The sequence below is a fragment of the Helicobacter sp. 23-1048 genome, from assembly GCF_053654545.1.
Map to the genome: position 1 here is coordinate 782,135 of NZ_JBSIUT010000001.1, position 25,916 is coordinate 808,050.

At 40.3% G+C, this 25,916-nt stretch carries 26 protein-coding genes and 1 pseudogene; 17 read left to right on the forward strand and 10 right to left on the reverse strand.

Annotated features, from left to right (window positions below):
* The first annotated feature begins 61 nt into the window (after positions 1 to 61).
* From fliK to ACWIWK_RS03945, 8 genes are all read left to right on the forward strand, one after another.
* Positions 62 to 1,465, forward strand: coding sequence for a flagellar hook-length control protein FliK (gene fliK / locus ACWIWK_RS03910; RefSeq protein ID WP_454151019.1), 1,404 nt, complete (start codon positions 62 to 64; stop codon positions 1,463 to 1,465).
* Positions 1,466 to 1,480: 15 nt separating this feature from the next.
* Entirely contained in the window at positions 1,481 to 2,302 is an 822-nt protein-coding gene (gene flgD, locus ACWIWK_RS03915) for a flagellar hook assembly protein FlgD (RefSeq protein WP_454151021.1), read from the forward strand.
* A gap of 18 nt (positions 2,303 to 2,320) precedes the next feature.
* Positions 2,321 to 4,534 (forward strand): flagellar hook-basal body complex protein, encoded by a 2,214-nt coding sequence (locus tag ACWIWK_RS03920; RefSeq protein ID WP_454151023.1) that lies wholly within the window; start codon positions 2,321 to 2,323, stop codon positions 4,532 to 4,534.
* Positions 4,535 to 4,679: 145 nt separating this feature from the next.
* Complete coding sequence (locus tag ACWIWK_RS03925) at positions 4,680 to 5,240, forward strand: pyruvate flavodoxin oxidoreductase subunit gamma (RefSeq protein WP_454151025.1); 561 nt, start codon at positions 4,680 to 4,682, stop codon at positions 5,238 to 5,240.
* 94 nt (positions 5,241 to 5,334) lie between these two features.
* Positions 5,335 to 5,739 carry a 4Fe-4S dicluster-binding protein gene (locus ACWIWK_RS03930; RefSeq protein WP_454151027.1) on the forward strand — a complete coding sequence of 135 codons (405 nt, stop codon included), beginning with the start codon at positions 5,335 to 5,337 and terminating at the stop codon, positions 5,737 to 5,739.
* 66 nt (positions 5,740 to 5,805) lie between these two features.
* Complete coding sequence (locus tag ACWIWK_RS03935) at positions 5,806 to 7,053, forward strand: 2-oxoacid:ferredoxin oxidoreductase subunit alpha (protein WP_454151029.1); 1,248 nt, start codon at positions 5,806 to 5,808, stop codon at positions 7,051 to 7,053.
* A gap of 67 nt (positions 7,054 to 7,120) precedes the next feature.
* Positions 7,121 to 7,270 (forward strand): hypothetical protein, encoded by a 150-nt coding sequence (locus tag ACWIWK_RS03940; RefSeq protein WP_454151031.1) that lies wholly within the window; start codon positions 7,121 to 7,123, stop codon positions 7,268 to 7,270.
* Positions 7,271 to 7,603: 333 nt separating this feature from the next.
* Complete coding sequence (locus tag ACWIWK_RS03945) at positions 7,604 to 8,569, forward strand: thiamine pyrophosphate-dependent enzyme (RefSeq protein ID WP_454151032.1); 966 nt, start codon at positions 7,604 to 7,606, stop codon at positions 8,567 to 8,569.
* Positions 8,570 to 8,610: 41 nt separating this feature from the next.
* Here the strand turns inward: ACWIWK_RS03945 and ACWIWK_RS03950 are convergent, their stop codons facing one another.
* The 8 genes from ACWIWK_RS03950 to recR all read right to left on the reverse strand — a co-directional run bounded on the left by ACWIWK_RS03950 (position 8,611) and on the right by recR (position 15,157).
* Complete coding sequence (locus ACWIWK_RS03950) at positions 8,611 to 8,694, reverse strand: hypothetical protein (RefSeq protein WP_454152024.1); 84 nt, start codon at positions 8,692 to 8,694, stop codon at positions 8,611 to 8,613.
* Positions 8,695 to 8,705: 11 nt separating this feature from the next.
* Positions 8,706 to 8,828 (reverse strand): hypothetical protein, encoded by a 123-nt coding sequence (locus tag ACWIWK_RS03955; RefSeq protein WP_454151034.1) that lies wholly within the window; start codon positions 8,826 to 8,828, stop codon positions 8,706 to 8,708.
* 228 nt (positions 8,829 to 9,056) lie between these two features.
* Positions 9,057 to 11,555, reverse strand: coding sequence for a hypothetical protein (locus tag ACWIWK_RS03960; RefSeq protein WP_454151036.1), 2,499 nt, complete (start codon positions 11,553 to 11,555; stop codon positions 9,057 to 9,059).
* A 53-nt stretch (positions 11,556 to 11,608) separates the two neighbouring features.
* Positions 11,609 to 12,268 (reverse strand): ribulose-phosphate 3-epimerase, encoded by a 660-nt coding sequence (gene rpe / locus ACWIWK_RS03965; RefSeq protein ID WP_454151038.1) that lies wholly within the window; start codon positions 12,266 to 12,268, stop codon positions 11,609 to 11,611.
* An 82-nt stretch (positions 12,269 to 12,350) separates the two neighbouring features.
* On the reverse strand, positions 12,351 to 12,974 hold the full coding sequence (gene serB, locus ACWIWK_RS03970) for a phosphoserine phosphatase SerB (protein WP_454151040.1): 624 nt from the start codon (positions 12,972 to 12,974) through the stop codon (positions 12,351 to 12,353).
* A 3-nt stretch (positions 12,975 to 12,977) separates the two neighbouring features.
* Positions 12,978 to 14,018, reverse strand: a complete 1,041-nt coding sequence (locus ACWIWK_RS03975; RefSeq protein WP_454151042.1) for an alanine racemase — start codon at positions 14,016 to 14,018, stop codon at positions 12,978 to 12,980.
* A 72-nt stretch (positions 14,019 to 14,090) separates the two neighbouring features.
* Positions 14,091 to 14,390, reverse strand: a complete 300-nt coding sequence (locus ACWIWK_RS03980) for a c-type cytochrome (protein ID WP_454151044.1) — start codon at positions 14,388 to 14,390, stop codon at positions 14,091 to 14,093.
* A gap of 176 nt (positions 14,391 to 14,566) precedes the next feature.
* Entirely contained in the window at positions 14,567 to 15,157 is a 591-nt protein-coding gene (gene recR / locus ACWIWK_RS03985) for a recombination mediator RecR (RefSeq protein ID WP_454151046.1), read from the reverse strand.
* A gap of 128 nt (positions 15,158 to 15,285) precedes the next feature.
* Here recR and dnaJ point away from each other — a divergent pair, with 128 nt between their 5' ends.
* The 4 genes from dnaJ to ACWIWK_RS04005 are packed head-to-tail and all read left to right on the forward strand — an operon-like array spanning position 15,286 to position 18,676.
* On the forward strand, positions 15,286 to 16,392 hold the full coding sequence (gene dnaJ / locus ACWIWK_RS03990; protein ID WP_454151048.1) for a molecular chaperone DnaJ: 1,107 nt from the start codon (positions 15,286 to 15,288) through the stop codon (positions 16,390 to 16,392).
* Positions 16,389 to 16,994 carry a hypothetical protein gene (locus ACWIWK_RS03995; protein ID WP_454151050.1) on the forward strand — a complete coding sequence of 202 codons (606 nt, stop codon included), beginning with the start codon at positions 16,389 to 16,391 and terminating at the stop codon, positions 16,992 to 16,994. The genes dnaJ and ACWIWK_RS03995 overlap by 4 nt, the downstream gene beginning before the upstream one ends.
* Positions 16,981 to 17,865: an SAM-dependent methyltransferase gene (locus tag ACWIWK_RS04000; protein ID WP_454151052.1), complete on the forward strand. Its 885-nt coding sequence runs from the start codon at positions 16,981 to 16,983 to the stop codon at positions 17,863 to 17,865. Before ACWIWK_RS03995 ends, ACWIWK_RS04000 begins: the two co-directional genes overlap by 14 nt.
* Positions 17,819 to 18,676, forward strand: coding sequence for a bifunctional riboflavin kinase/FAD synthetase (locus tag ACWIWK_RS04005; protein ID WP_454151054.1), 858 nt, complete (start codon positions 17,819 to 17,821; stop codon positions 18,674 to 18,676). The genes ACWIWK_RS04000 and ACWIWK_RS04005 overlap by 47 nt, the downstream gene beginning before the upstream one ends.
* Here the strand turns inward: ACWIWK_RS04005 and ACWIWK_RS04010 are convergent.
* Together ACWIWK_RS04010 and serS are read right to left on the reverse strand one after the other, a co-directional pair.
* Entirely contained in the window at positions 18,673 to 21,063 is a 2,391-nt protein-coding gene (locus tag ACWIWK_RS04010) for a tetratricopeptide repeat protein (protein ID WP_454151056.1), read from the reverse strand. The genes ACWIWK_RS04005 and ACWIWK_RS04010 overlap by 4 nt on opposite strands.
* An 11-nt stretch (positions 21,064 to 21,074) precedes the next feature.
* Complete coding sequence (gene serS / locus ACWIWK_RS04015; protein ID WP_454151058.1) at positions 21,075 to 22,355, reverse strand: serine--tRNA ligase; 1,281 nt, start codon at positions 22,353 to 22,355, stop codon at positions 21,075 to 21,077.
* 163 nt (positions 22,356 to 22,518) lie between these two features.
* Between serS and tatB the strand changes: the two are divergent.
* The 5 genes and pseudogenes from tatB to ACWIWK_RS04040 form a co-directional block, all read left to right on the forward strand.
* Positions 22,519 to 22,711 (forward strand): annotated as a pseudogene (tatB, locus tag ACWIWK_RS04020) (Sec-independent protein translocase protein TatB); the annotation flags it as partial.
* Between the two features lie 425 nt (positions 22,712 to 23,136).
* Positions 23,137 to 23,922 carry a twin-arginine translocase subunit TatC gene (tatC, locus tag ACWIWK_RS04025; RefSeq protein ID WP_454151060.1) on the forward strand — a complete coding sequence of 262 codons (786 nt, stop codon included), beginning with the start codon at positions 23,137 to 23,139 and terminating at the stop codon, positions 23,920 to 23,922.
* A complete protein-coding gene (gene queA, locus ACWIWK_RS04030; protein ID WP_454151062.1) occupies positions 23,923 to 25,020 on the forward strand; it encodes a tRNA preQ1(34) S-adenosylmethionine ribosyltransferase-isomerase QueA in 1,098 nt (365 codons plus the stop codon).
* Positions 25,017 to 25,622 (forward strand): 16S rRNA (guanine(527)-N(7))-methyltransferase RsmG, encoded by a 606-nt coding sequence (gene rsmG / locus ACWIWK_RS04035; protein WP_454151064.1) that lies wholly within the window; start codon positions 25,017 to 25,019, stop codon positions 25,620 to 25,622. The genes queA and rsmG overlap by 4 nt, the downstream gene beginning before the upstream one ends.
* 8 nt (positions 25,623 to 25,630) lie before the next feature.
* Positions 25,631 to 25,891: a PP0621 family protein gene (locus tag ACWIWK_RS04040; RefSeq protein WP_454151066.1), complete on the forward strand. Its 261-nt coding sequence runs from the start codon at positions 25,631 to 25,633 to the stop codon at positions 25,889 to 25,891.
* Positions 25,892 to 25,916: the final 25 nt, after the last annotated feature.

The window sequence follows — 25,916 nt, forward strand, 5'->3', positions numbered from 1 at the left end:
GCTAAGCAATCATCACATCACGCTAGGTGGTGATGAGGTAGATTCTAAAATAATAGATGAGATGCTTTCTAAGCACTTTGTCGCTTTGGAATCTAAGAGCGATTCCAAAGTGCTTGGGCAAAAGGCTACACGCACAAAAAATGCCAAAGCCAAGCCCACTGCTAATAATCAAATTCAAGCACAAAAGCACACACAACAAGAGGCAAACGCTATTGCACTTCCTCAAAAGACTCTCACAGCCAAGCAATTAGCACAGCTTCAAAACTCTAAACAAACAGCCACTATGCAATCTAGCGAATTAGGTGAGCTCCCTGATTTGGCGCATTTGTTGCAAGATGATTCTAAGCCAAAGCTAAAAAACACACGCACTAAAGCAAAAAAAGCAATCCAAAAACAAGAAGATACGAACGCACCAAAAAATGCCAAAACCAAGTCGAATGCAAACACAAAAGCACGCCAATCTAAGCAAACACACGAGAATCTAAAGATTTCCACAGAGACTACAAAGACGCTTATAAATAATGAAATCAACGAATCTAGCGCACAAGATTCTCTCAAAGAGCATTTCCAAGAGCACATTATAGAGCAACTTGCAGAATCCACAAACGAGCAGGCACAAACCATTCAAAATACGCACAAAGGGGCACAATCTCGCATTACGCGCGATGTTGCCAATACTCCCAAAGAGAGTAGGATTGAAAATGAACAAAAAGGCGCGCAATGGCTTGCAGGCAATGCCAAAGATTCTAAACAACAAGGTGGTGATTCTTCTAAACAAAACTCTAAAGATTCCCAAAGCACACTGCAAGTAATCAAAAATGAAGCCCAAGTGCATATACAAGAGGACTTTCAAAATGATTTATTAGAGAGTTTGGAGCAGGGCACGCAAGCTATGGAGGAATTTGAGCTTGGCAAACAAAAGGCATTGCACAACGCACAAAAATCTTCTAGCACACAAAACGAAAAAACCACAGAATCTAAGCAAACACAACAAACCAATTCAGGTGTAAAGGCAAGCCAAGAAGCCCAAGTTTCTCAGCGCGCAACGCTTGCTAGAGAAACCATAAAAACCTTTGCCCAGCAAATACGCGATGAAGTAAAAAACTACAAACCACCAATCACGCGGATTTTATTGGAGCTTCATCCGCAGAATCTAGGCAAAGTCGAGCTTACTATTTCAAAACGCGGTAAGGATTTGGTGCTTCAAGTGCTCTCTAATCAAAACGCCATTACACTTTTTTCACAAAATCAAGTGGAGTTACGCACAAATTTAAACCAAATGGGATTTGAAAATGTTGATATGAATTTTAACACCCCACAAGATGGGAAAGGAGAGCAAAATGCTAAGCAAGATTCCCAATCACAAGAGTTCGCACAAAGTGCTGATAGAAGTGAAGAGGAAAATCAAGGGAATAAAAATAGCTTGAGTAGCGTAATGGAGATTACTATCCCACGATATGCGTAAGTAAAAGGAGTTAGAATGGCAGTTGATTTAGGCGAAATAACAGGAGTGAATGCTCGAAACGAGAAAAATAAACAAAATCCAAGAAATATCAATGAGCTTGATAATCAGGCGTTTATGCGACTTTTTTTGGAGCAACTCAAAAACCAAGACCCAACTGCGCCAATGGAAGTGGATAAAATCATCACTCAGACCGCCCAGCTCACTCAAGTCGAAATGCAAGAACAAAACAAACAAACAATGCTAGAAATGGCAAAGGCAATGGAAGCGACAAAAGAGACCAACCAAGAGTTAAAAGAATTTCAAGCTAAAATGAAAGAATCTTTAGAAGGACTTACAGATGGGATAAAGACAAACGCAGAATCCACTCAATCTATGGCTTGGTTAAACGCGCTTAATTCTGTGGCGATGATTGGCAAAATTGCCGAGACTGATGTATTTGGCGTGAAGTTAGATTCTGGTGATAGTGTGAGATTTCAAATATTTTTTGATGAAAAAATTGATTCACAAAAAGGCAATCCAAATGTTTATATTTATAGCCAAGAAAACGAACTTATCCGCACTTTGCCGTTGCGTAATTATGATGGCAAAAGTGGATATTTAGAGTTTGTTTGGGACGGGCTAGGTGATAATGGTAAGCAAGCTCCAACAGGGAGCTACAATGTAAGAGCCGAATATAACTACGACCAAGCAACAAGTCAATATCACGGAGCGAGAGTTGGCAGAGGCGAAGTGCAAAGCATTATCTTTGATAAGGGCAAGCCAATGATGAGAATGGGCGATATGATTTTGCCACTTCAAAGTGCGATTGAGTTTTATGAACGACAAAGCACACTTTAAATTTTAAAGGAATCTATGATGAACTCTACGCTTATCAACGCATCAAGTGGCATTAGGACACATCAGTTTGGGTTGGATTCTCTGGCAAATAACATTGCCAATGTCAATACCACAGGTTATCGAGAGAATGTGCCACAATTTGAGAGTCTTTTTGCCGCGCCAATGGAAACACTTAATTCCACTTCGCCTGTGAGCAATGACTTCAACTACGGCACAACAAAAGCAAGCAATGCTATTTCGACAAGAAGTGGAAGTTATAGAAATACTGATGGCGATTTTGATGTCGCATATTCTGGTAAGGGGTGGCTTGTCGTAGGAGAGAATAAGAATGGCGAATTTACTATTACTGATGATGGATATGAAAGCAAGCAAAAAACTTATTTCACTAGAGATGGTGGGTTTATGCGTGATGGCGAGGGATACATTGTCAATGCGCGTGGATACTATATGTATGGTGTGAATCTAGGTAAGATAGAAAATGAAATATTTACTACTTCTCAAGGTTCTGATGAAGACTTTGTAAAACTTGGCACGGGCACGCTTACTCCTATCCAAATCCCACAGAATCTGTATTTTCGCCCTGTGGTTACTACAAGGGTAGATTTAGCACTAAATATCAATAAAAGCGCGCATTCAGTCAATGTAACCAAAGTGTATATGGATTCTGATGAAAAGTTTGATGAAGAGGCTTTTATGAATGCGGATATTAACAGCCTAAGCATAGAGGGCGACCCGCTTAATGCAAGCGTGTATGATACCATTAAGGTAAGTATAAAGACAAATGGGCGCAATGAAGATTATGTGTTTGCCTATGGTAAGGACTTTCGTAGCTTTAAAGAACTTCAAGAAGCTTTATTACAAAAGAGCGGGCTTGGCATTGATATTGAGCGATTGCCTGATGGTAGTGTCGGTCCAAAAGTCGCAATGAAAGTCTTTAACGCTACTTTTTCTACGCGCAGTGTAACCATTAGCGGGAGTTTAGCAGATAAACTTCATATCTCTGGGCGCAATGACAACTTTAAAAGTGGCATTGATAGAGAATACAGCCCAAACAAAGTGTATCAAAATGGCGATATTTTGAATCTAGATGGCGTGGCTGTGCGCTATATAGGAGAAGAGGGCAATTCTAATCCATTTGAAGATACTGCGAATTGGGAGATTATGGACACAAGTGCTTTAGGCGAATGGAAGCAAAATACAAGCTATAAAGTCGATGAAATGGTAAATTACGAGGGCAGAGTGTATCGTAAAATAGAATCTAGTGGCAATTCTCGCCCAAATGAGGGTGGTTGGGAAGAAGTCGCTCAATCAACAATGAACTTACCACAAACTTATGAGGATGGCAGGGAGTATAATCCAAAAGATATTGTTTTACATCAAGGGAATTTATTCCAAAAGCTCACACAAGGTAGTGCGGGCAACCCTCGAGTAGATTCTGTGGGTTGGAGAATGTTGCACCAAGATATTTTTGAGAGTGCGTATTTAGAGACACCTACTTATCAAACCAATGTGGAAATTTTTGATGAAGGGGGGAGAAAGTTTTTACTCCAAAGTCATTATTATTTGCTAAGCTCTTTAGATAAAGAATCTCAAGACCCAAAAAATGAGCTTTGGGAGGTTCGCACGCGTATTTTTGATAAAGATGGACTTATCCCACTAGGTGAGCAAATCACACATAAATTAGAATTTGATGAAGCAGGGAATGCGATTGCAGAGCCTATTTCTGTGCCTTTTGATAGTGGCGAGATAGCGTATAACATCGCAAATACACAGAATCTAAAAACCACAAATCGTCCCTATCAGGAATCTAGCATTTTGCAAACCGAGCAAGACGGCAAGAATGACGGGCATTTGGCAAATTTGCGTATTGATAAAGATGGGCTTATATTTCTCTCATTTACTAATGGTGTAACCGAAGTTATGGGGCGTGTAGGGGTTTCAGCCTTTGTCAATGACCAAGGGCTTAAAAAAGTGGGAAATAATCTCTTTGAAATGACAGAGATTACCAATGGAGAAGACGCGCATATCGCAAGTGGGAAACCATTGCTTGGTTGGGATGGGCAAAATTTGCGCTTTGGCACCGTTATGTATAAAAAGTTAGAGACAAGCAATGTCAATGTGGGCGAAGCACTCACAGATTTGATTGTTATGCAGCGCGGATATTCGATGAATGCTAGAGCTTTTACCACAGGCGATGAGCTTATCAAAGAGGCACTTAACCTCAAACGCTAGAATCTGGCAACTTCTATAAAATCATAAAAAAGTTTAAATATTTTTTAATTTTCTTAGTATTCTTACTTGACTTTTTATGTTTTGGCATTTATAATGTCATTTTAGTAAAAAGGTTTTTATAAATCTTTAAGAATAAGGAGATAATATGCTAGAAATCAGGTGGCATTCTCGCGCTGGGCAGGGTGCTGTAACGGGTGCAAAAGGGCTAGCAGATGTCTTTGCTAGCACGGGCAAAGAAGTCCAAGCCTTTGCGCTATATGGCTCGGCAAAGCGTGGTGCGGCGATGAGCGCGTATGATAGAATCGATGATAGCCCAATCCTAAACCACGAAAAATATATGGAACCAGATTATGTGCTTGTGATTGACCCCGGAATCGTCTTTATCACCGATATTTGCGCCAATGACAAGCCAAGCACCAAATACATTATCACCACGCATTTAAGCAAAGATGAGCTCGTGGCAAAAAAGCCCGAGCTAGCGGGCAAAGAACTCTATGTGCTAGATTGTATCAAAATCGCGCTTAACACCATCGGCAAGCCTATCCCAAATACGCCAATGCTAGGGGCTTTTATCAAAATCTCGCAAAGCCTAGAGCTAGAGTATTTCAAAAAGGCTTTCACAAAGGTGCTTGGCAAGAAGCTCCCACAAAATATCATTGACGCAAATATGAGTGCGATTGAGCAGGCGTATAACGCGGTAAAGTAGCGACAAGAGTAGCAAAAAGAAGCAGCGCAAAATCGCCACTAGATTTTGCACATTTTAAAATTTAAACAACAAATTCAACAACAAGGAGGCGTAGATGAAAGATTGGACGCAACTAGAAATGGGCTCGGTGCTTTTTCCATTCGCCGAAGATGGCAGAGAGGCACTAAGAGAGCATAATAACGAGCGAAGCTATACCAAAGAGAGCTCCTATGGCACGAGCGTGGCGCATTGGCGCGTGGATAAGCCCGTGCATAATATGGATATTTGCATAAATTGCTTTAATTGTTGGGTATATTGCCCTGATGCCGCGATTTTGGTGCGCGAGGAGAAAATGCGTGGCGTGGATTATCAGCATTGCAAAGGTTGCGGTGTGTGCGTGAGCGTATGCCCTACCAACCCAAAATCCCTGCTAATGTTTGATAATAATGAGAGCAATGAAAACGCGCTAGGGAACTGGCCAGCTAAAGAGCCAAAAAAGCCCGCTAGCGAGTCAAATTAGCGCGAAAATGTAGAATCTAGATTCTAAAAAATCTCAATCGCTAAAACAACAAAAAGGAGAAAAAATATGCCAAAAGAAATGGAACTCGATAAAGTAGTCGTGTGGGATGGCAATATGGCAGCCTGCCAAGCGATGCGCCAAGCCCAAATCGATGTAGTCGCAGCCTATCCTATCACGCCCTCCACGCCTATCGTGCAAAATTATGGGACTTTCACAAGCAATGGTTACATTGATGGTGAGTTTTTGCTCGTAGAATCTGAACACGCCGCGATGAGCGCGTGTGTGGGCGCAGCAGCAGCGGGCGGGCGCGTGGCGACTGCGACTAGCTCGCAAGGCTTTGCGCTTATGGTAGAGGTGCTGTATCAAGCCTCTGGTATGCGCCTGCCAATCGTGCTAAACCTCGTAAATCGCGCCCTTGCCTCACCTCTAAACATTCACGGCGACCATAGCGATATGTATCTAGGACGCGATGCAGGCTGGATAAACCTCTGCGCGTATAATCCACAAGATGCCTATGATTTGAATCTTATGGCGTTTAAGATTGCCGAGGATATGGGCGTGCGCCTCCCTGTGATTGTCAATCAAGATGGCTTCCTTTGCTCACACACTGCCCAAAATGTCCGCCCGCTAAGCGATAGCAAGGCGTATGAGTTTATCGGCGAGTATAAGGCTAAAAATCCGCTTTTTGATTTTGCCCACCCCGTTACCTACGGAGCGCAAGCTGAAGAGGAGTGGCACTATGAGCATAAAGCCCAGCTTCACAACGCGCTAATGCACTCAAATGAAGTCATAAAGCGCGTGTTTGGCGAATTTGCTAGCCTCACAGGCAGGGAGCATAATATCGTAGAAACTTATGATTTAGCAGATGCCGAAGTGGCGATTTTCGCGCTTGGCACGACGGTAGAGTCCGCCCGCGTAGCAGCACAAAACGCCCGCAAAAATGGCATCAAAGCTGGCGTAGTAAGCCTCAAAGTCTTTCGCCCTTTCCCTTTTATTGAGGTTGCAAACGCACTAAAACACTGCAAGGCAATCGCAATCCTTGATAAAAGCCTGCCCGCTGGGGCTATGGGCGCGCTCTTTAACGAAGTAAGCGCGGCATTGTATAGCGCAACCTTTGGGAGCGGTGGCAGTGGCGGTGCGCAAAGTCGCCCTGTGCTAAGCAACTATATCTATGGGCTTGGCGAGCGCGATATGACGCAAAAAGATTTGGGCGAGATTTTGGCTGAAATACATAACGATGCAAAGGAGGGCAAATTAACGCACGCGGTGCAGCAGTTTGTGGGGCTACGCGGACCCAAAATGAGCTTTTTTTAGCTTTGTGCGTGTCTTTTGCGTGCTTTTGCGGGAGTCGCGTTAGAATCTAGATTCTAACGCTCGCTTCGTGTGTGGCTTCGTCATTACCGCTTTAGGTAACTCCTCGCCACACACTCGCGCAACCCACAAAATCATCGCAAAAACCACCGCACAAAGTGCTAGGGCAGATGTGGATTTTCGTCATTGCGAGCGAGCGTTAGCGAGCGTGGCAATCTAAAAGAATCTTTTGTCATACTGAGGGAGCGCAAGCGACCGAAGTATCTCAATCACAAATCAAAACAGAGATATTTCGCTTCGCTCAATATGACAAATTAGAATTTAAATTCTAGAATTTAAAAGGAGCGACAAAAAGTAAACAAAAGGAGCAATCAAATGTGTAAGGCGAAAGCCAAAGAACAACAAATGCGTGAAGTATTTTTGAAATAAAATCGTGGTTTTGAAGCGCGAAGCGAGGGAGTTACCTAAATGGTAATGACCGAAGCTAAGCGCGCACAATCCGCGATTTTAGCTAAAAAGACAAGCGCAACCAAAATTTAACAAAGGAGCTAAAATGGTAAAAGAAGTTAAGAATCTCAAGCAGTTTTCCAAATCTGCCGAAAAATTTGAAGGAGCGCATATCCTCTGTCCGGGGTGCGCACACGGCATCATTATCCGTGAAGTGCTAAATGCTGTCGATGGACCGCTAGTAATCGGCAACTCCACAGGCTGCCTCGAAGTCTCAACCGCCGTGTATCCGCACACTAGCTGGGATGTGCCGTGGATTCATATCGGCTTTGAAAACGGAAGCACCGCAGCAGCGGGTGCAGAGACAATGTATCGCGCTTTGGCAAAAAAGGGCAAATATCAGGGCGAGAAGCCAAAATTTGTCGCATTTGGTGGCGATGGGAGCACTTATGACATTGGCTTTCAATTTATCAGCGGGTGCTTTGAGCGCGGGCACGATATGACTTATATTTGCTTAGATAACGAAGTGTATGCAAACACAGGCGGGCAACGCTCAAGCTCTACGCCGATTGGCTCTAGCACGACTACCACGCCTGCGGGAAGCACGAGCTATGGCAAAAAGGAGCGCAAAAAAGACATTCTCTTTGTGATGGCAGCGCACGGAAGCCCCTATGTCGCGCAAGTCGCGCCAAACAAATGGAAAGATATGAATAAGAAAATCAAGCAAGCGATTGATACGGAGGGACCGACATTTATCAACGCGATGAGTGCCTGCACGACAGAGTGGAAGTTTGAATCACACAAGACGATTGATACTTCGGATTTGGCGGTGGATAGCCTTGTGTTTCCGCTGTTTGAAATCATCGGTGGGCGTGAAGTGCGTATCACTTATCGCCCTAAAAATGTCATTCCTGTGCGCGATTATCTAGCGGCACAGGGGCGATTTAAGCATCTCTTTAAAAAAGAAAATGAGCATATTATCGAACTATTCCAAAAAGAAGTAGATGAGCGGTGGGAGCACCTCCAGCGACTAGAAGAGGCAAATAATATCGTGCTAGGCGAACGGGCGTAAAATCTCATAACAAGGGTGTGGGATTATCACATAAGTGCAAATTAAATCCAAAATAGTTTGCTATGTGAGCCCACACGCAGACAAGTAAGCACTAAAACATCATTTTGTTTCTTATAGATGAGCAATAAATCTAGCTCTATGTGGCATTCCCTTGTGTCTTTATATATTTTGCGTCCAAAATATCGCCTTTTTCTAGCTTCTCAATTACACTATCTCTGATTTTAGTCTTGCCATACTTAGCGATTTTATAGTCTTTCATTGTTTGTTAAACTCCATTTAATCTCTCAATCACGCGCAAAGTTTCAATATTTGCATTCTCTATAATCAAAGCCCTATTAGCTCCCTTAATGTTTCCCCGCAATTATAGCTAAAATCATATTTTCCTATGGATTTTGTTTGGATTCCTTTGTAATCAATGGCAAAGAATCTCCGTAAGGTCATCAAATAGAGACTAGATGAATCTCAAAATACTTAATATTTGTAGTATTTATTTCTTTAAAAAGCCGTATTCATAGACTTTTGGCTGTATTTTTGTGGCTAAATCATTGAGAGTTAGGCGCAAGTTTGCTAGCAAATCATTATAGTGAGAATCTTCACTTTTTGCATTTAGTTTGCCCTGCTTGCCGTTTTTAGATTCTGCTCGCCCTTGAAAATACTCTTTTATGTCATACAAACTTGCGTCATTTAGGTATTTTTCGCTAGATTTTGCCTGCGCGTGATAATATCGCCATAGCTCTAATCCTGCGTTAAAAACGGCTTTTGCCTCGCTTGAAAAGATAATTTTTTCATTTGGGATAAAACAATCGCAAAGTGTCCCATTTTTGACTTTGCCTTCGATAAATCGCGTCATAAAATCACTTCTAAACGCTTCTTTTGCACCGACTTCTTGCTCGCTAAATGGGATAAAGTGATTTATGTCATCTTTTGCAGTGATTTTGTTTTGCCCCTCATCAAATAGTGCATACGCCAAACAATCATTGTAAAATTCTTTATCTTTTTGCCATTTATTTTTTGGGTATAAGAAATTGTCTTTGTTGTTTAACCACGATGGGCTAATGACTTGTCGCACGGCAAAATATACGCAAAATGGAATCAAATTATATTTTGTAATTGGCGTATAAATTATGTGTGCCGTGCCTTTTTTGCTTTGCAAGGCTATATGGTTATTTTGTTGAAAATCTGGTGCGTCTGCCATTAAAATGCCAAGCGATTCATTATCTTTGTCATAAAATTTTTGCAACCACGCCGTGATATATTTTTCCCCTGCATAAAATGTTTTTTTACCAATTTTTTTATTGCTTTCATTGAAAATATCTACTTTTACTTTAAAATTATCCACTTTTGCATTTTTCGTTTCCTGCTTTTTGCCTAGATTCCATACCCAAAAGCCGATAGGAAATTCACCCGCAACATTATCAAATGTCCAAGCAGGCACGATAAATCCTTTTAAAAATTTAGCTTGAAATCTTTGCCTGAATTTGGTTGAAGTGTATGAGTTAATATATTTTGGCGTAGAAAAACTCCCTAAAATGCAGTTTGGAATCTCCTCATAGATTCGTATAAAAAATTGCGTGTAAAGCTCATCGCTTAATGCGCTAAGGTGTTTTTTATATTTGAAATATGTATCTGTGTCTTTGGATACTTGAGATTTGTGTGAGCCTGTGCCTCTTTGCGTTCTTGCATTGCCACTTGTGCTATATGGTGGATTGATAAAAATTACTAACTTTTGTGGCTCATTTTTGATGATTTTTTGCAAAGATTGTGGGAGTTTGGATTTTGCTAAAATCTTGCCACTTTTTTCATCGACTTTGTCAAAAAAGCTATCGTTTAGAAAATCAAAAGCAAAAATATGACTCTCTAGTAGATTCGCGCCATTTTGCCTGCGCTCTTGCATCACTTCCGCATCTGCACTATCTAGCGTGGAGGCATAAATATTTCTCGCATTTGTTAATCCTGCGAGCAGATTGCCCGTTCCTGCGGCACAATCCCAAATATAATACTGCTCTTGCCAATCCTCACCAAGCGCATCTGCTAAATATTCCTGTGCTTTTGTTACCCACACACGCGGGGTAAAAAACGCCCCCTTGCGTTCTCTAATGTCCTGAGGCACAAGCAAATCACGCCGTTGTATAATATAATCCCAAAATTCCTCTTTTGGCGGACGCTCATAGATATTCCAAAAGTTTTTATGCGCGTCTTGCTTATCTGTAAAGCCAAATTTAGTAAAGCTAAACTGCGTGCGCTTCAAATCTCGCGCTTCTAGCTTGACTTCATAATAATCGTGTTGCAACAAAATCCGTAAATTTTCATAAATCTCTTTTGTAGAATTATTGCGACTTAATAAATCCGCCAAATAAAAATCACTATCCACAATATCTGGCTTTTCAGCCTCCCAATCTGCACTAATAGTGGGTTTTACGCGCTTAAGCCACTCTAAATATATGTTGAAAAAATTATTTTTTGTAATGTTGATTTTTTGCGTCCCTTGTGAATCTAGCGTGAAATTATCCTCTATAAATTCTCTCAATTCATCGCTTTGCGATGCGAATCTAAAAAGCAAATTTTCGCATTCAAGTGTTTTGACTATGAGTTTGTAGAGTTGCTTAAATTCTTTTGATTCGTGGTTACTAGGCGTAACGCTCCAATTAAAATCATTTTGACTAAAAATATGTGCGATTTTGCTAAACTCGATAAATGCGATTTTTTGCGCATCAAACGCACCCAAAAAGTGCGGTGGCATAAGCAAATCTTGCAATTTCGCCTTGCCAATAGTTAGAATTAACTGCACGATACTTGCGTAAATGTCGTTTTTGTTGCCCTTTTTTGCTTCTGCCCAGAGAAAATATTGTTTTTCTTGCTCGTGCTGGCGTTTGGGTGCGATTACAAAATCGATATTGTTGGGACGCTCTGTTGTATCAAACGAACCAAAAAAGTCCCGTGCGACTTTGTTTTTTGGCTCTTCTTCGGGTATGGTTACATCATACATTGTTGTCCTTTTGGATTTTGGGTTTGTGGCTTCTTAACTCTTATTTTTAGAATCTACTGATTTTGGCATTTTAAGCTCTCCACAGCCTTTTTATAATCCCTACTTCCAAAGATATAGCTCCCAGCGACAAGTATATCTGCACCATTTTGGATAAAGAGGGGAGCGTTTTTGTCGTTGATTCCGCCATCGATTTGTAATAGACATTTTGGATTAAGAGAATCGCGCATTTTGGCTAAATCACACAATTTATCAGCGACATAAGGCAGGCACTTTTGCCCGCCAAAGCCCGGATTTACGCTCATTAGGAGCACTAAATCGACTTTTGGGAGGATATAGCGTAGAGATTCAAGGCTTGTGTGCGGGTTTAGCACTACACCTGCACCGATTCCTTGCGACTTTATAGAATCTACAAGTCTATCTAAATGGCGCACTTCCTCGATATGCACGCTTAAAAATGCAGGCTTTAGCGGAGCAAAGAGTTCTACAAAAAATTCTGTGTTGTTTGTCATTAGATGAATATCAAGTGGCTTTGTGGCGACTTTAGCGATTTTCTCAACCACAAGCGGACCAATGGTTAGGTTTGGCACGAAATGCCCATCCATTACATCAATATGCAAAAAATCACAAGAAGTCGCACATATCGCCTCTACTTCTTTTCTTAAATGCAAGAAATCTGCTGATAAAAGACTTGGAGAGATTAAGACTTTTTTCATTGTTGCTCTTTTATTGTGGATTTATATTTTGTGATTGTAGCAAAATTTCACCGCTCTTTATCTTTGCGTGCTGGAATTTGTATTATGGTAAAAATTTTTCAATAGCACACAAATTAGGCTCATCAATGATAATATCCGCATTTTGTTTGAGAATCTCTTTGGCACAAAAGGCAATCTTTGTCCCAGAGTATGCAAACATACTTAAATCATTCGCTCCATCACCTACACATAGCGTATCTTGCTGAGATATATCAAGGAGATTTTGCAAGCGCACGAGCATATCGCCTTTTGAGTGAGAAAACATCATTTCCCCGCCGACTTCGCCACTGAGCGTGTCATTTTTGCTATGTAAAATATTACTAAAGTGAGAATCTAACCCTAAAACTTTAGCAAAATGCCCTGTGGCAAGGCTAAATCCACCGCTAAAGCACACTACTTTATAGCCTTTTGTGTGGAGGGTTTGGATTATTTGTTTCGCGCCATTATGCAGGGGGAGATTCTCACAAATTTCTTTAGCACGGGCGAATGGAAGTCCTTTTAGCAAGCTTACGCGCTTTTTTAAACTCTCATAAAAGTCTATTTCACCTTGCATTGCGCTTGCTGTGATTTTCGCTACTTGGCTTTCTACGCCACATTCTTTGGCTAAAAAGTCTATGGTTTCGCCATTCATAAGCGTGCTATCAAAGTCAAAAACCGCTAATTTCATACATTATCCTTCATTGATTATTATGCGCGGGATTGCAGGAGAGAGATGTGTAAGGATTTCATAGGTTATGGTGTTAAACGCGCGAGCAATCTCACGCACATCGCTAAAAACACAAATTTGACTTTTTTCACTCTCACACGAAAAGCAATCCATCGAAGTGCGGGGCAAAATCAGCTCGCCACTCGCACAATGAATGCGTAGCCCCTCATCTATACGAGGGAATCCATCGCCATACCCAATGTCATAAGTGCTAATGGTGGTGTCTTTTTGGAGCACACTCTTGCCACCATAGCCGATTTTATCGCCTTTATGGAGTGTTTTTGTATTGATTTTATCAGCGAAAAGTGCTGCCACAGGGCGCAAGTCTTTGGCTATTGGGAGGTTAGATTCTAAATAACCATACGCGCCAATGCCTATACGCACAAGCCCATCATCGATTGCTTCCGCTCGTAATGCCCCAGAAGTGCTTAAAAAATGAAATCGTGGAATCTGCAAGCCTTTATTTACACAAATGTTTTTTATTTGCTCTTTGATGTGCGTGAATGTCTCGCGTGATTGTGTGAAGTCCTCTCCTCCATCATCGCCATAGCCATTGTGAGCAAACACGCCAAAGAGGTGCAAGCCTTTGGATTGTATGATTTCAATATACTCTTTGATTTCATCAATGGCGATACCATTGCGATTCATTCTTGCATTGACTTTGAGTTCGACTTTGTCGTTTGGGCGCAAGGAATCTATAATTGCTTTATTGTTGATTGCTATTGCCATATTGGGCGCGAGTGTGCCTTGTGGTGCGCCATAAAGGAGAGTGATAGATTCAAAAAATGGAGCGATGAGCTTTGCTTCGGCGTGATTTTTGACAAACACATTCTTAATCCCATTTTGTTTGGCGAGTTGTGCCATTTCAAGTAAGCCGTGTCCATAGGCGTTATCTTTAAGCACAAGAGCGACTTGAGAGTGCCCGTGTGAAACGCGTTTAATGTGATTGGTGATGAGGTTAAGATTGTGTTTGAAATGCTGAGCGTTAAGGGTAATTTGTGCCATTTTCTCTCATAAAATTTAAATAGGCTTTAGTTGCCTAAGCCAAAAGCATTAAGCAACTAAAAAGCCCTTAGGTTACTTAGCTAGACCAGAAATGTAAGTCGCAAGCTCCTCAATTTGCTCATCACTGAGCTTTGCAGCTTGAACAAACATATTCGCTTTCGCTTTGCCGTGTTTGTCAAGTGTTTTTGCGCGATACCCTTTTAGGTCTGAGACGATTTGGTCTTTTGCCATTCCAGCAATTACATCATTACCAAATGATGTCTTTTTGCCATCAGCACCGTGGCACGCTACACACTTTTTCCACTCTGCAGGCTCTGCTGCCAAGCTTGCGCTTACTAAACCAGTTGCTACAAATACAAGCACCTTTTTCATTCCTTACTCCTTGTTGTGATTTTGTTACTTGCTTAATCGCTTAAGACAAGAACAACCACATTGTAACACAAAATTTATGTAAAGATTCTTAAAATAATCAAATCTTTAGAATAAATCCTACAAGGTTATATGAAAATTAAACTTAAGTAGGTGTGGCAGGATAGTTAGGTTTTGTGTTAAATTTTCACTCTCGCGCTTAACGCCCTTGAGAGTGAAAGCTGGTCGATAGAATCTAGTCCAATCCCCGTTGGCACACCTTGCGCTATTTTGCTAAATGTGAGATTTTCCTTTGCGAGTTTATCCTCAATAAAGAGCATTATTGCTTCGTTAGCGAGGGTTGGTGAGAGTGCGAAAATCACTTCTTGCACACTCTCGCGTTCAATGCGCCTTAAAAGGAGTGAAAAATCAATATCTTGCACGCTTGCTTTAGAATCTAGCACAAAATATCGCCCACCAAATTCACCCATTGACTCTAAAGTAAAGATGTCTTTATGGTGGGCTACGATGCACAGCTCGCCATTTGCACGCGATTCATCAAGGCAAATCTCACACAACTCGCCCTCGCTTAATCCTAAGCAGTTTTGACATATTCGGACACTTCGCGCTGCCTCTTCTATGTAGTGCGCGAGTTTTAGGCTTAGGAGCTTATTTTCCACACAGAGATTGAGTGCGATTTTTTGCGCGCTTTTTTTACCAATGGCGGGGATTTGCTCTAAAGATTCTATGAGTGAAAAAAGCGTTTTAAGCCCCATTTTGTATGTATTCATTTTTCCTCCGATGCTTTGGCTCACTTTTTAGGTTAGTATTTTAATTTTATTTTGCTACAATCTTGCGTTTAAAAGCAATTTTCTCTTAAAAATCACATTTTTATATCAATGCAACTAGGAGTAGTTCTATGGAATCTTTAGATTATTATGAAGTGCTTGAAGTTACGCGTAGTAGCGATAAAGAAAGCATTAAAAAATCGTATAGAAAACTTGCGTTAAAATTTCACCCCGATAGGAATCCTAACGATAAGGAAGCAGAGGAGCGATTTAAATTCATTAACGAAGCCTACGAAGTGCTAAGCGATGATAAAAAGCGCGCGATTTATGATAGATACGGAAAAGAGGGGCTTTCAGGTGGTGCTGGGGGCTTTAGTGGTGGGTTTAGCGATATTTTTGAAGGCTTTGGAAGTATTTTTGAAAATTTCTTTGGCGAGGGGTTTGGGAGCGCACAGGGCGCACAACAGCTTGATTCTTTACAAGAAATCCATTTGAGCTTTAAAGAAGCTATCTTTGGGTGCAAAAAAAGCGTGCAAAGCACTTATAATGTGCCTTGCGAGAAATGCAATGGCACGGGCGCAAAAGATGGTAAATTACAAACTTGTAGTCTATGTCAAGGCAGGGGCAAGACTTATTCAAGGCAGGGCTTTATGACTTTCGCCCAAACTTGTAGGGCGTGCAATGGCGCAGGGAAACAAAAGCTAGAAAATTGCCAAGAGTGCAAAGGTAGGGGCTTTGATAAAAAGCAAGAGAGTTTTGAAGTAAATATCCCAGAGGGCATTGATTCTGGTAATAAGCTCCGATTGAGCGGACGAGGCAATGCAGATTCTCGTGGGAATCGTGGTGATTTGTTTTTAAGCATTAGCGTGGAAGATGATGAAAACTTTATCCGTGATGGCGAAAATGTCTATATTGAAGTGCCTGTGTTTTTTACTTCGGTGCTTTTGGGTGAGAGCATTAAGATTCCAGCGTTGCGTGGTGAGCTTGAGCTCCACATACCCACAAATGCAAAAGATGGACAGCAATTTGTCTTTGATAATGAGGGGGTGAAGTTCCTTAATTCTTCTCGTTATGGGAAGTTTGTGGCACAAATCAAAATCACTTATCCTAAAAAGCTCAACACACAGCAAAAAGAGTTGGTTACACAATTACACCAAAGTTTTGGTAAAGAAAGCACCCCGCATTTAAGTGCGTTGGAGCAAGCCTTTAATAAAATAAAGTCGTGGTTTGAAAAATGAGAATCTTTGGCGTAAAAACGCCTACTTTAATACAAACAGATAAAGATATGCAAGTGGTTTTAATCCGCCACATTGCCTTAAGCGCGATATGTTTAGTTATCTTTAGTGCGTGTGGTGATGTGCGACACCTCTCCTTAATCCCATCAGCAAAAAATGATGACGAAGGAACGCAAAAAAGACTTGAGCGCAAAGTCCAATTCTCTCGCAAATCTCAAATTATAAAAGACGGACAAACGCGTTTTATGGCGATTGTGAGCTATCTTAACGAAGTGGATAATATCGAGCAAAAGCGTGAGGTATTTTTGTTGGAGTTATATGAAAAATTTCCTAATCCAAATATCCAAAAAGAACTCACTATAACTTTACGCAGTGATACCTTAAGCGAGCAATCACTTTTTATCACGCAACTTAAAGATTCTCAATATACCGATGTTTTGCAAAGTAAAAACACTTATAACAAACTTTTTGTCGTGGAATTCGCGCAAATAAGCAAAAAACATCGCGAAGATATGAATGTAGAGGTTAGCATTGAGGGGGAGGGTGCAATGCACTTTAATTTTGGGTATCCTACCTTACGGAGTAAGCTCTATGAGATTAGATAGCGCATTGCGTGATTTAAATGTGTTTTCAAGTCGCAATAAGGCAAAGGAAGCAATTTTACGCGGAGAAGTGCTCTATGACGGGAGACTATGTGATAGACCAGCTATTGAGATTACAAGAGAGGGGAGCGAACTTTTTTTCCAAGATAGAGTTTTTGATATTACGCTTTTGCGCACAGAGCCGTATTTCGTCTCTCGTGCAGGGTATAAGCTCGCTGGATTCTTGCTTGATTATAAAAATGGTGTATTGCAGGATTTAGAGGCATTTATTAGGGATTTTATGGCGACAAAGACCAATGAGACATTGCTTAATGCCACAGATATTATCCACGCGTTGCGCTCATTACAAATAGATGAATGTATGGGTAGCAATGCACTTGATGTGGGTGTAGGCACGGGTGGATTTAGCGAAGTGCTTTTGGCGTGCGGGGCGAAACACATCACTTGTGTCGATGTGGGGGATAAGCTCAGTGATAAATTGCGCACAGATTCTCGTATAAGTTATTTTGGAAATTGTGATATACGCATTTTTGCGCGAGATTTCATTGAGAATCCACACCAGAAATCAGCCTTTGATGTAATTGTGTGTGATGTGAGTTTTATCTCGCTTACTTCTCTTGTTGATACGCTTAGTTGCTTTAATGCGCACACGCTTATTTTGCTTTTTAAACCACAATTTGAAGTCGGTAGGGCGGTGAAACGCAACAAAAAAGGTGTGATTAGTGATAAAGATTCTATTGCGCGCTCACTTCGCTCATTTAGCGAGATTCTCTGTCCTACGCACAATCTTTTATTTACCACAAGTCATATTTTAGGAAAGGAAGGCAATGTCGAAATTTTTATCCTCGCCACACGCAAAAATCCACCCAAATGATGTGGTTTCGCTTGCTATTGGCAAGTTTGATGGTATGCACCTAGCACATTTGCATCTTTTGGAGAATCTTTGCGATAAAGGTGCGATTTTGTGCATACAAACAAATGAGCCAAAAGCTCTAACACCAGCAGATTCTAAGGAACAATATACAACCATTCCATTTTTTTATCTCGCTTTAGAATCTATAAAAAACTTAAGTGGCAAGGAATTTGCAGAATTTTTATGCGAGAATTTTTCGCATTTGTGCTCTATTATAATAGGATATGACTTTAGATTTGGTAAAGGCAGGGAGTTTGGGGCGAGTGATTTATGCTTTTTGCTCCCACATATAAAGATTACAATTTTTAAGGAATTTTGTGTGAATGATATGGGCGTGCATTCTAGCCTTATCAAAGAATTTATCGCATTAGGTAATATGAAAATGGCAAATGCGTTGCTTGGTCGCACTTATGGGATTTTTGGTAAAAGTATTAGAGGACAGAATCTTGGTAACAAGGAACTTTATGCGACTATCAATATGGATAGCGGGCAATATTTTTTGCCCCAAAATGGCGTGTATGCGACTTTTAGCGAATTGAATGGCAAAAGATACAAAAGCGTGAGTTTTGTGGGGAATCGACTAAGCACAGATAGACATTTTAGCGTCGAAACGCATATTTTAGATAATGTGATTGAGTTTTTGCCCCCACATTTAAGTGTGTTTTTCGTCCAAAAAATACGCGACAATGAACACTTTAGCACACTTAGTGAATTAAAAGCCCAAATTGGCAAAGACATTAAGAGCGCGCGAGAGATTTTGGCAGATTCTTAGTTGGATTGTTGCTGATAGGCGTTTAACATTTCACTTGAGTCGATTTCAAAGTCAAAATATTCAGAGACAAAATTGTGTGTAGAAATTTTATTATAATGGTCGCTTGCGGCTTTAAAGTTTTTGGCTTCTTGGTAGAGCAAGCCTAGCGCAAATCTGGATTCTAAGTTAGAATCAGATTCTATTTTGGCAATTTGCAAAAGCGCGATGGCGTTTTCGTGTCTGCCTGCGCCAAGTGCCGCGACAGCCCCTAAAAACTTGGTCGCAGAATCATCTTCTTTATATTCATCAATAAGCGTATTGTAATACACGAGGGCTTTTTCATATTCGTGTGTGTAGATATTAAGCAAGCCTAAAACTTGCAAAATCCCTGAAGCATCGCTCTCTTGGCTTAAAAACTTTGCTTCAATTTCTGGCTCTATGGTTTGGAGCGCACCTGTTACAAATGCGGTGTAAATATAAAGTTCTCGGGCTAGATTTGGACCAAAATACACACTATTCATATCAATGGCATTTTTCTTATAAATTTCATTGAGTTCTAAAGCGACTTCCTTTAAGTCTTGTTTATAGAATCTGGTGAGCTCAACCATAATATTTGAAACTGCGTCATTAGGAAAAATCTCTTTTAATTTGCCAAAAGATTCTCTTGCGAGCTCTTGGTTATCTTGCATTAGCGCATAGACACTTTGTAATGCGTAAAACATAGGGTTTTGTTGTTTGCTTTGCTCGATAAAATCAAAACTTTCAATAGGGACATTGTTTAAATAGCGCAGGAGGCATAATAAAAACTCCTTATATACGGGGCTTTCAAACGCAATGTCTTCAAAATCCGCACTAATGGAATTAACTATCCTATCAGTGTTACGATAAGTAAGTCTGCCTGCTATCACAGCTAAAAGCCCCGAAAGTACATCGTTGCTATCAAGGTGATAAGCACGCAAAAAATGTTGATAGGCATTGTCATAATCTCCCATTTGTGCGTATATAAGCGCAATGTTGTAATGCAAGATAGAATGGTTTGGATACATTGCCAGAGCTTCGCGCATTATTTCTCTTGCTTTACGCAAGTTGTTGCCTCCAAACTCTCTTAAAGCAAAGATGATTTGTTGATTTACCTTTGATAGGCTTCCACCCTCGCTTAACGCACTTTTAGCTATTTGGACATTCCTTATTTTAGCACTTAGAGAGGAATCTTGGATATTTTCAAGCGCGCCTTTTGCGTCAAAAATCCGCATTGGCGCGTAATAATACAAAATCTTGTAACTTAAAATATTTTCGTGCTCAAAGCGACGATTCCAGAAGTTTTCCTGTGCGACATTTATATCAAAAAGCGATTCTTTTAGTTTAATGCGGATAGGGTAGGTGTTTAGTGCGCTTTCGTTTTTTTGTGCTACGCGAGTTATCACACTTGCGCTTTCTTTAAAGTTTCCAAGTTTAATTTCTACAAGTTGGAGTGCCATTAGCGCATTAAAATCATCGGGATATGAACCTAAGTATGCGTATAAATATTGCCTCGCTTGTCTGTATTCCCCAAGCCTTGAGTGCAAAAGTGCAATAGCGAAATTATCGCGTTTATCATAGGATTTTTTAAGGCTTTGCAAGGCATTAAAATCATCATCAAACATCACAAAAAGCCGTGAAGCAAGTTTGTTGTTTTGCTCATCATAGCTTTGTGAGTTTGGATTAAGCAATGAAGAGAATCCTTCAAAATAAAATCCTCTGTAAATATCAATAAGGCTATACAGATAGGAATAAAGTGGCTGGTGGCTTATTTGGTGGAGATGTGAATAGCTAATGCCTAAATAATAATCCATTAAGTCCAAGCGATTGAGTTTGTGTGCGGCATACGCAGCATTAAGTGCGCTAACTGCGACATCTTCTCCCGCATTGATAGCATTATCAAACGAAGCAATAGCCTTATCATATTGTTCTTCTTTTAGTTTGATAACTCCTAAGTTATAGCTCGCAAGAGATTGTGAAAAAATAGAAATATGCTCAAAAAGATTGAGGGCTTCTGCTTTATCGCCTTGCTCATAGAATAAATTTGCTTTTTTAATCATATCACCAAGCTCAGTATCATCAACGCCGCCTTTTTTGGAGAGCTGATATACAGGTGGTGCTGGCTCGATTACCACAGGTGGTTTGTGTAACTCTAAAGATTCCAAATCCTCAGCGGGTTTTTCACCAAAATATGTGAGAAAAAACACAACAAAAACCAAGATAAACATCACAAGACTTAACGCCCCAAGAATGAGTGCAACAAGAATCATTTTGTCTTTTTTCATCGCGTTTATGAGCGATTGAATAAAGCCTTGTGGTGCTTGTGTTTGTGTGGCTTCGCCCTCTTCGCTACTTGTAGAGTTTAAATTCACTTCTTGTTCTTCTGCCATTTATACCCTCATTATAAATATTTTTGCAACACTTTTGGAATCTCAATGCTTCCATCGCTTTTTTGATAATATTCCATTATCGCTATAAGCGTGCGCCCAACTGCTAGTGATGAGCCATTAAGTGTATGTGCCAAGACATTTTTTTTCCCATCTTTAAAGCGGATTTTTGCTCGCCTTGCTTGAAAATCTCGCGTATTGGATACAGAGCTCACTTCTCTATAACGATTTTGCCCAGCACACCACACTTCAATATCCACCGTGTTGCTCGCGCTAAAGCCTAAATCCCCACCGCAAAGCTGAACCAAACGATGAGGTAGCTCCAACTCTTGTAAGATTGTGCTTGCTGTTTGAAGCATTTTTTGCTGGATAGCATAACTTTGCTCGGGGTGTGTGATAGCCACAAGCTCGACTTTGTCGAATTGGTGCTGACGCATAATCCCACGAGTATCGCGTCCTGCACTGCCAGCTTCTTTGCGAAAGCAAGGTGTATGTGCTGTGAGCAATATGGGGAGATTCTCTTGTGGGATAATGCAATCAGCGTATAAATTTGTAAGCGTGATTTCTGAAGTAGAGATGAGGTAGAGCTCATAGGCACTTTTATTTGCGCTATCTAACTCTTCAATTTGGGTTTGTATTTTAAACATATCCTCTTCAAATTTTGGAAGTTGTCCTGTCCCAAACAAAGTATGAGGATTCACAAGTGCGGGCGTGCAGACTTGCTCAAACCCAGCGCGTTCATTAGAATCCAACATAAAGTTAATAAGCGCGCGATTAAGTTTTGCCCCCATTCCCCTGAGCACACTGAAGCGACTTTTAGCAAGTTTCACTCCTGCTTCAAAGTCTATCCAGCCATTTTGCTCTGCAAGCTCCCAATGTTCTTTTGGCGTGAAGTCAAAAGTTTTTGGCTCTAGCACTTTTTTTATCTCCACATTGTCGCTTTCATCTTCGCCATTTGGGGTTAGGTCATCGGGGAGATTTGGGATAGCATAAAGTAAATTATGCAAGTGAGATTCTATTTCTCTTAGTTTGTTTTCATTATCTGCTATGAGAGTTTTGTTAGAATCAAGCTGTTGTTTTAGTTCGTTTATGTCTTTATTTTGTGCCTTATATTGCCCAAAGAGTTTGGAGGATTTGTTTTGAAAGGCTTGAAGTTCTTCTAAGTTTTGTTTGCATTTTTTGTAATCAGTCGCAATGGTATAGAGCTCTTGGAGAGTGGTTTTTGGCACTTTTTTAATGGCGAGTTGCCTAGAAGTTGTTTGAAAATCATTGAGTAATAATTTTGTATCAATCATCACATCTCCTAAATATCGCTGAGTAATTTTGCGTAAAATCGTTGAAAATTGCGTAAAAAAAGCATTTCTTATTCCTTGAAATATTTGGTGATTTTAGTATAAAATAGCGTTATGTTTTTGTAATTTGTTAAGAATCTAAAATTTTTATTTTTTAAGAGGTTAAATGTTTGGCATAGGTATTTTTGAAATTTTAGTAATCCTCGTTGTAGCGGTGATTTTCTTAGGACCTGACAAGCTACCACAAGCGATTTTAGATATTACTAAGTTTTTTAGAGCGGTCAAAAAAACCATCAACGATGCCAAAGAAACCTTTGATAAAGAAGTGCGAATGGAGGAGTTTAAAAAGCAAGCCCTTGATTATAAAAATAGCGTGCTAAAGGATATTGATGATATTAAAAAGGGCACAGATTCTCTTACCAAAGAGTTAGATTTCAGTGATTTTAGCTTAGAATCTAGCAAGCAAGAGAATGGCTCTGCCCAAAAAGGCGAGGAGAAATCCCCACAAAAAAGCAAAGAAAGCCTTGCTTTAGAAAATCTTAATTTTCAAAGCGAGCTCCTTGATGCAGATATTGAAGCCTTTAATAACGAGCGTGCAGAGCACGATAATACCAACACTCAAGCGACAGCTAGCACCAAAAGGCTTAAGGACAAAGTTTCTCAACCTAAAGATTCCACATCACGCACAAAAGCCAAAAAAAAAGACTCTAAAGTCGCCAAAAAAGATTCTAAACAAACACAATCTAGGGCGACAAAAAAGCCAAAGAACACATAGAGGTAAAATATGTTTGAAGATTTAAAGCCACATTTAGAAGACTTGCGCAAGCGATTGGTTATATCCACACTTACTATTGGCGTAGCGTTTTGCGTGTGTTTTGGATTTTGGGAGGTGATTTTTGATTGGGTGGCTTTCCCCATACAAAGCGCACTCAAAAATGAAAGCATAAGAGCGCATTTAGCAACCCTTACCGTGCTTGAGGGGGTGTTTGTCGCGTTAAAAGTGGCGTTTTTTGGCTCATTGGTGATTGCTATGCCTGTGATATTTTGGCAGTTTTGGCTTTTTGTCGCCCCGGGATTATACAAGCACGAAAAAAAAATAGTCCTGCCTTTTGTGGCATTTGCAAGCACGATGTTTTTTTGTGGTGTGGCGTTTGCGTATTATGTAGTGCTACCTGTTGTGGTGGAGAATGTCTTGCTTTTTGGAAATGGGAAGTTTGAGGGGAGCATTAGTGCGGATAATTATGTGATGTTTTTTACTCGACTTATTATTGGCTTTGGCATTGCATTTGAACTCCCTGTGTTGAGTTATTTTTTAGGCAAAGTGGGGCTTATCACTGATGAGAGTTTGAAAAACTTTTTTAAGTATGCTGTGGTGATTATTTTTGTCATTGCCGCGATAATCACTCCACCTGATGTGCTTTCGCAGATTTTTATGGCGATTCCGCTTATTGGGCTTTATGGGTTGTCTATTGTGATTTTAAAATTCACAAATCCAGCACCCAAAGGTGATGAAGAGGAGCAAGAAGGTGAGTCAAGCACACAAGATTCTAAAAACAACAAAGGTGTGTAAGTGAATGCCTTAGATGTAAGTGATTTTTATGTGCGTAGCTATGACTATGAGCTGCCAAGTCATCTTATAGCTTCTAAGCCGACAAGTCCGCGTGAAAATGGCAAACTCCTTGTATATAATCGTTTAGATAAAAGTATTACACACGCATTTTTTAGGGATTTTTGTGATATTGTGCCAAATGATTATACGCTCATTTGCAATGATACAAAGGTGATAAAAGCAAGAATCTACGCATATAAAGATTCCACATTGCAGGGCAAAAAGTTGGAGATTTTTTTTCATAAGCCTTTTGGCAGTCTTAGCGATACACAAACCCCTACATTTTTAGTCCAAATTCGTGGGAAATTAAAGCAAGGCGCGTGTCTTTTTGTAGAATCTAGCACACAAGATTTGACACATTATAGCGCGGTGGCTCGCGTGGAGAGCCTTTTAGAGAATGGAATGCGTTTGGTAAGCTTTTGGCGTGATAACGATATGAAAACTTCACTTCGCACAAACCAAGTGCTTGATTTATTTGAATCTATCGGGCATATCCCACTTCCGCCATATATCAAGCGAGCAGATACTCTTAGCGATATTAGGGATTATCAAAGTGTGTTTGCTAGGCATATTGGTGCGGTCGCTGCTCCCACAGCGAGCCTACACTTTGAGGATAAAGACTTTGAGAAACTTAAAAAGCATTATGAAATTGCTTATCTTACATTGCATATTGGTGCAGGGACATTTGGAAGTGTGAATTGTGAGGATATTAGAGATTTTGCAATACATACAGAATCTTTTAGCATTTCGCCTTTAGCACAAGAGATTGTGCGCGATAATGCCAAAAAGATTTTTTGCATTGGGAGCACTTCGGCGCGTGTAGTGGAGTATTTTTATCGCACGAAAAAAAGCGATGGGGAGTGTGATATTTTCTTACACCCTAAGAATCCACCAATGCGTGTGAATGGCATTTTAACTAATTTCCACCTGCCTAAAAGCACGCTTTTAATGATGATAAGTGGATTTGTGGGGAGAGAAGAATGCCTAAGAATCTATGAATGCGCAAAGCAAAAAGGCTATAAATTTTATTCCTATGGCGATGGAATGGTGATAATATGATGTTTGTAGATTCTCTAAAGGGATTAGATTTGTATTTTAAAGATTTGGGCGTGCGTATAGATTCTTCTGCCATTGGTGCGCTTGAGATTTATGCTAAGGAACTTTTACATTGGAATAAGACACATAATCTAAGTGGGGCAAGCACATTTGAGAGTGTAGCACGAAACATTATTGATTCGCTTTATCCATTGCGCTTTGTTGATGAGTTTAAAAGTTGCCTTGATGTTGGCTCTGGTGGTGGATTCCCAGCTATTGCGCTTGCTATTGTGAAAACACACAGTGCATTTTTCCTTAGCGAGCCTAGAGCGAAGCGGTTTGGTTTTTTGCAGCATATTGTTGCTACTTTGGGGTTGCAAAATACGCAGGTTTTTGATGTGCGTTTGCAAGATATTCCTATTACGCAGGTTAATAATATTGATTTAATCACTTCGCGCGCGAGCATAAGTGTAGAGGAAATTATGCACTATGGGCGTAAGTTTTTAAGTTTTAATGGACATTTTTTGCTTTACAAGGGCTCGAAGTTTAAGCAAGAGATAGAGCATTTGAGCGTGGAGGAATGCTTCATACGAGATGAGAGAATCTATTTTTATAAAAAAGGATAGGAGTTTGTATGGTTAAAATTGCTTTGCTTATTGCGCTTCTTGCATTTGTGTGGTTTATGATTGTGCGTCCGCTACTAAAGGGACAAGATGATAAACACAATCACACCAAAAGCTCATCAAAACATAAACAAATACAAAGCGAAGAGATGTGTGAATGTGGAGTGTGCGGGACATTTTGCGCGATAAATGAGGGTGTTAGACAAAATAAAGAGTTTTTTTGTTCTAAGCAATGTTATGAGAAATTTATAGAATCTAAAAAGCAAGATTAGAGGGATTTTTATTCCTAATTATTCG

What these genes read in the sequence shown, in the direction of transcription:
- fliK (WP_454151019.1), top strand. Translation starts at nt 62, where the DNA reads ATGCTTTCTAAGCACTTTGTCGCTTTGGAATCTAAGAGCGATTCCAAA.
- flgD (WP_454151021.1), top strand. Translation starts at nt 1,481, where the DNA reads ATGGCAGTTGATTTAGGCGAAATAACAGGAGTGAATGCTCGAAACGAG.
- ACWIWK_RS03920 (WP_454151023.1), top strand. Translation starts at nt 2,321, where the DNA reads ATGAACTCTACGCTTATCAACGCATCAAGTGGCATTAGGACACATCAG.
- ACWIWK_RS03925 (WP_454151025.1), top strand. Translation starts at nt 4,680, where the DNA reads ATGCTAGAAATCAGGTGGCATTCTCGCGCTGGGCAGGGTGCTGTAACG.
- ACWIWK_RS03930 (WP_454151027.1), top strand. Translation starts at nt 5,335, where the DNA reads ATGAAAGATTGGACGCAACTAGAAATGGGCTCGGTGCTTTTTCCATTC.
- ACWIWK_RS03935 (WP_454151029.1), top strand. Translation starts at nt 5,806, where the DNA reads ATGCCAAAAGAAATGGAACTCGATAAAGTAGTCGTGTGGGATGGCAAT.
- ACWIWK_RS03945 (WP_454151032.1), top strand. Translation starts at nt 7,604, where the DNA reads ATGGTAAAAGAAGTTAAGAATCTCAAGCAGTTTTCCAAATCTGCCGAA.
- ACWIWK_RS03955 (WP_454151034.1), bottom strand. Translation starts at nt 8,828, where the DNA reads ATGAAAGACTATAAAATCGCTAAGTATGGCAAGACTAAAATCAGAGAT.
- ACWIWK_RS03960 (WP_454151036.1), bottom strand. Translation starts at nt 11,555, where the DNA reads ATGTATGATGTAACCATACCCGAAGAAGAGCCAAAAAACAAAGTCGCA.
- rpe (WP_454151038.1), bottom strand. Translation starts at nt 12,268, where the DNA reads ATGAAAAAAGTCTTAATCTCTCCAAGTCTTTTATCAGCAGATTTCTTG.
- serB (WP_454151040.1), bottom strand. Translation starts at nt 12,974, where the DNA reads ATGAAATTAGCGGTTTTTGACTTTGATAGCACGCTTATGAATGGCGAA.
- ACWIWK_RS03975 (WP_454151042.1), bottom strand. Translation starts at nt 14,018, where the DNA reads ATGGCACAAATTACCCTTAACGCTCAGCATTTCAAACACAATCTTAAC.
- ACWIWK_RS03980 (WP_454151044.1), bottom strand. Translation starts at nt 14,390, where the DNA reads ATGAAAAAGGTGCTTGTATTTGTAGCAACTGGTTTAGTAAGCGCAAGC.
- recR (WP_454151046.1), bottom strand. Translation starts at nt 15,157, where the DNA reads ATGAATACATACAAAATGGGGCTTAAAACGCTTTTTTCACTCATAGAA.
- dnaJ (WP_454151048.1), top strand. Translation starts at nt 15,286, where the DNA reads ATGGAATCTTTAGATTATTATGAAGTGCTTGAAGTTACGCGTAGTAGC.
- ACWIWK_RS03995 (WP_454151050.1), top strand. Translation starts at nt 16,389, where the DNA reads ATGAGAATCTTTGGCGTAAAAACGCCTACTTTAATACAAACAGATAAA.
- ACWIWK_RS04000 (WP_454151052.1), top strand. Translation starts at nt 16,981, where the DNA reads ATGAGATTAGATAGCGCATTGCGTGATTTAAATGTGTTTTCAAGTCGC.
- ACWIWK_RS04005 (WP_454151054.1), top strand. Translation starts at nt 17,819, where the DNA reads ATGTCGAAATTTTTATCCTCGCCACACGCAAAAATCCACCCAAATGAT.
- ACWIWK_RS04010 (WP_454151056.1), bottom strand. Translation starts at nt 21,063, where the DNA reads ATGGCAGAAGAACAAGAAGTGAATTTAAACTCTACAAGTAGCGAAGAG.
- serS (WP_454151058.1), bottom strand. Translation starts at nt 22,355, where the DNA reads ATGATTGATACAAAATTATTACTCAATGATTTTCAAACAACTTCTAGG.
- tatC (WP_454151060.1), top strand. Translation starts at nt 23,137, where the DNA reads ATGTTTGAAGATTTAAAGCCACATTTAGAAGACTTGCGCAAGCGATTG.
- rsmG (WP_454151064.1), top strand. Translation starts at nt 25,017, where the DNA reads ATGATGTTTGTAGATTCTCTAAAGGGATTAGATTTGTATTTTAAAGAT.
- ACWIWK_RS04040 (WP_454151066.1), top strand. Translation starts at nt 25,631, where the DNA reads ATGGTTAAAATTGCTTTGCTTATTGCGCTTCTTGCATTTGTGTGGTTT.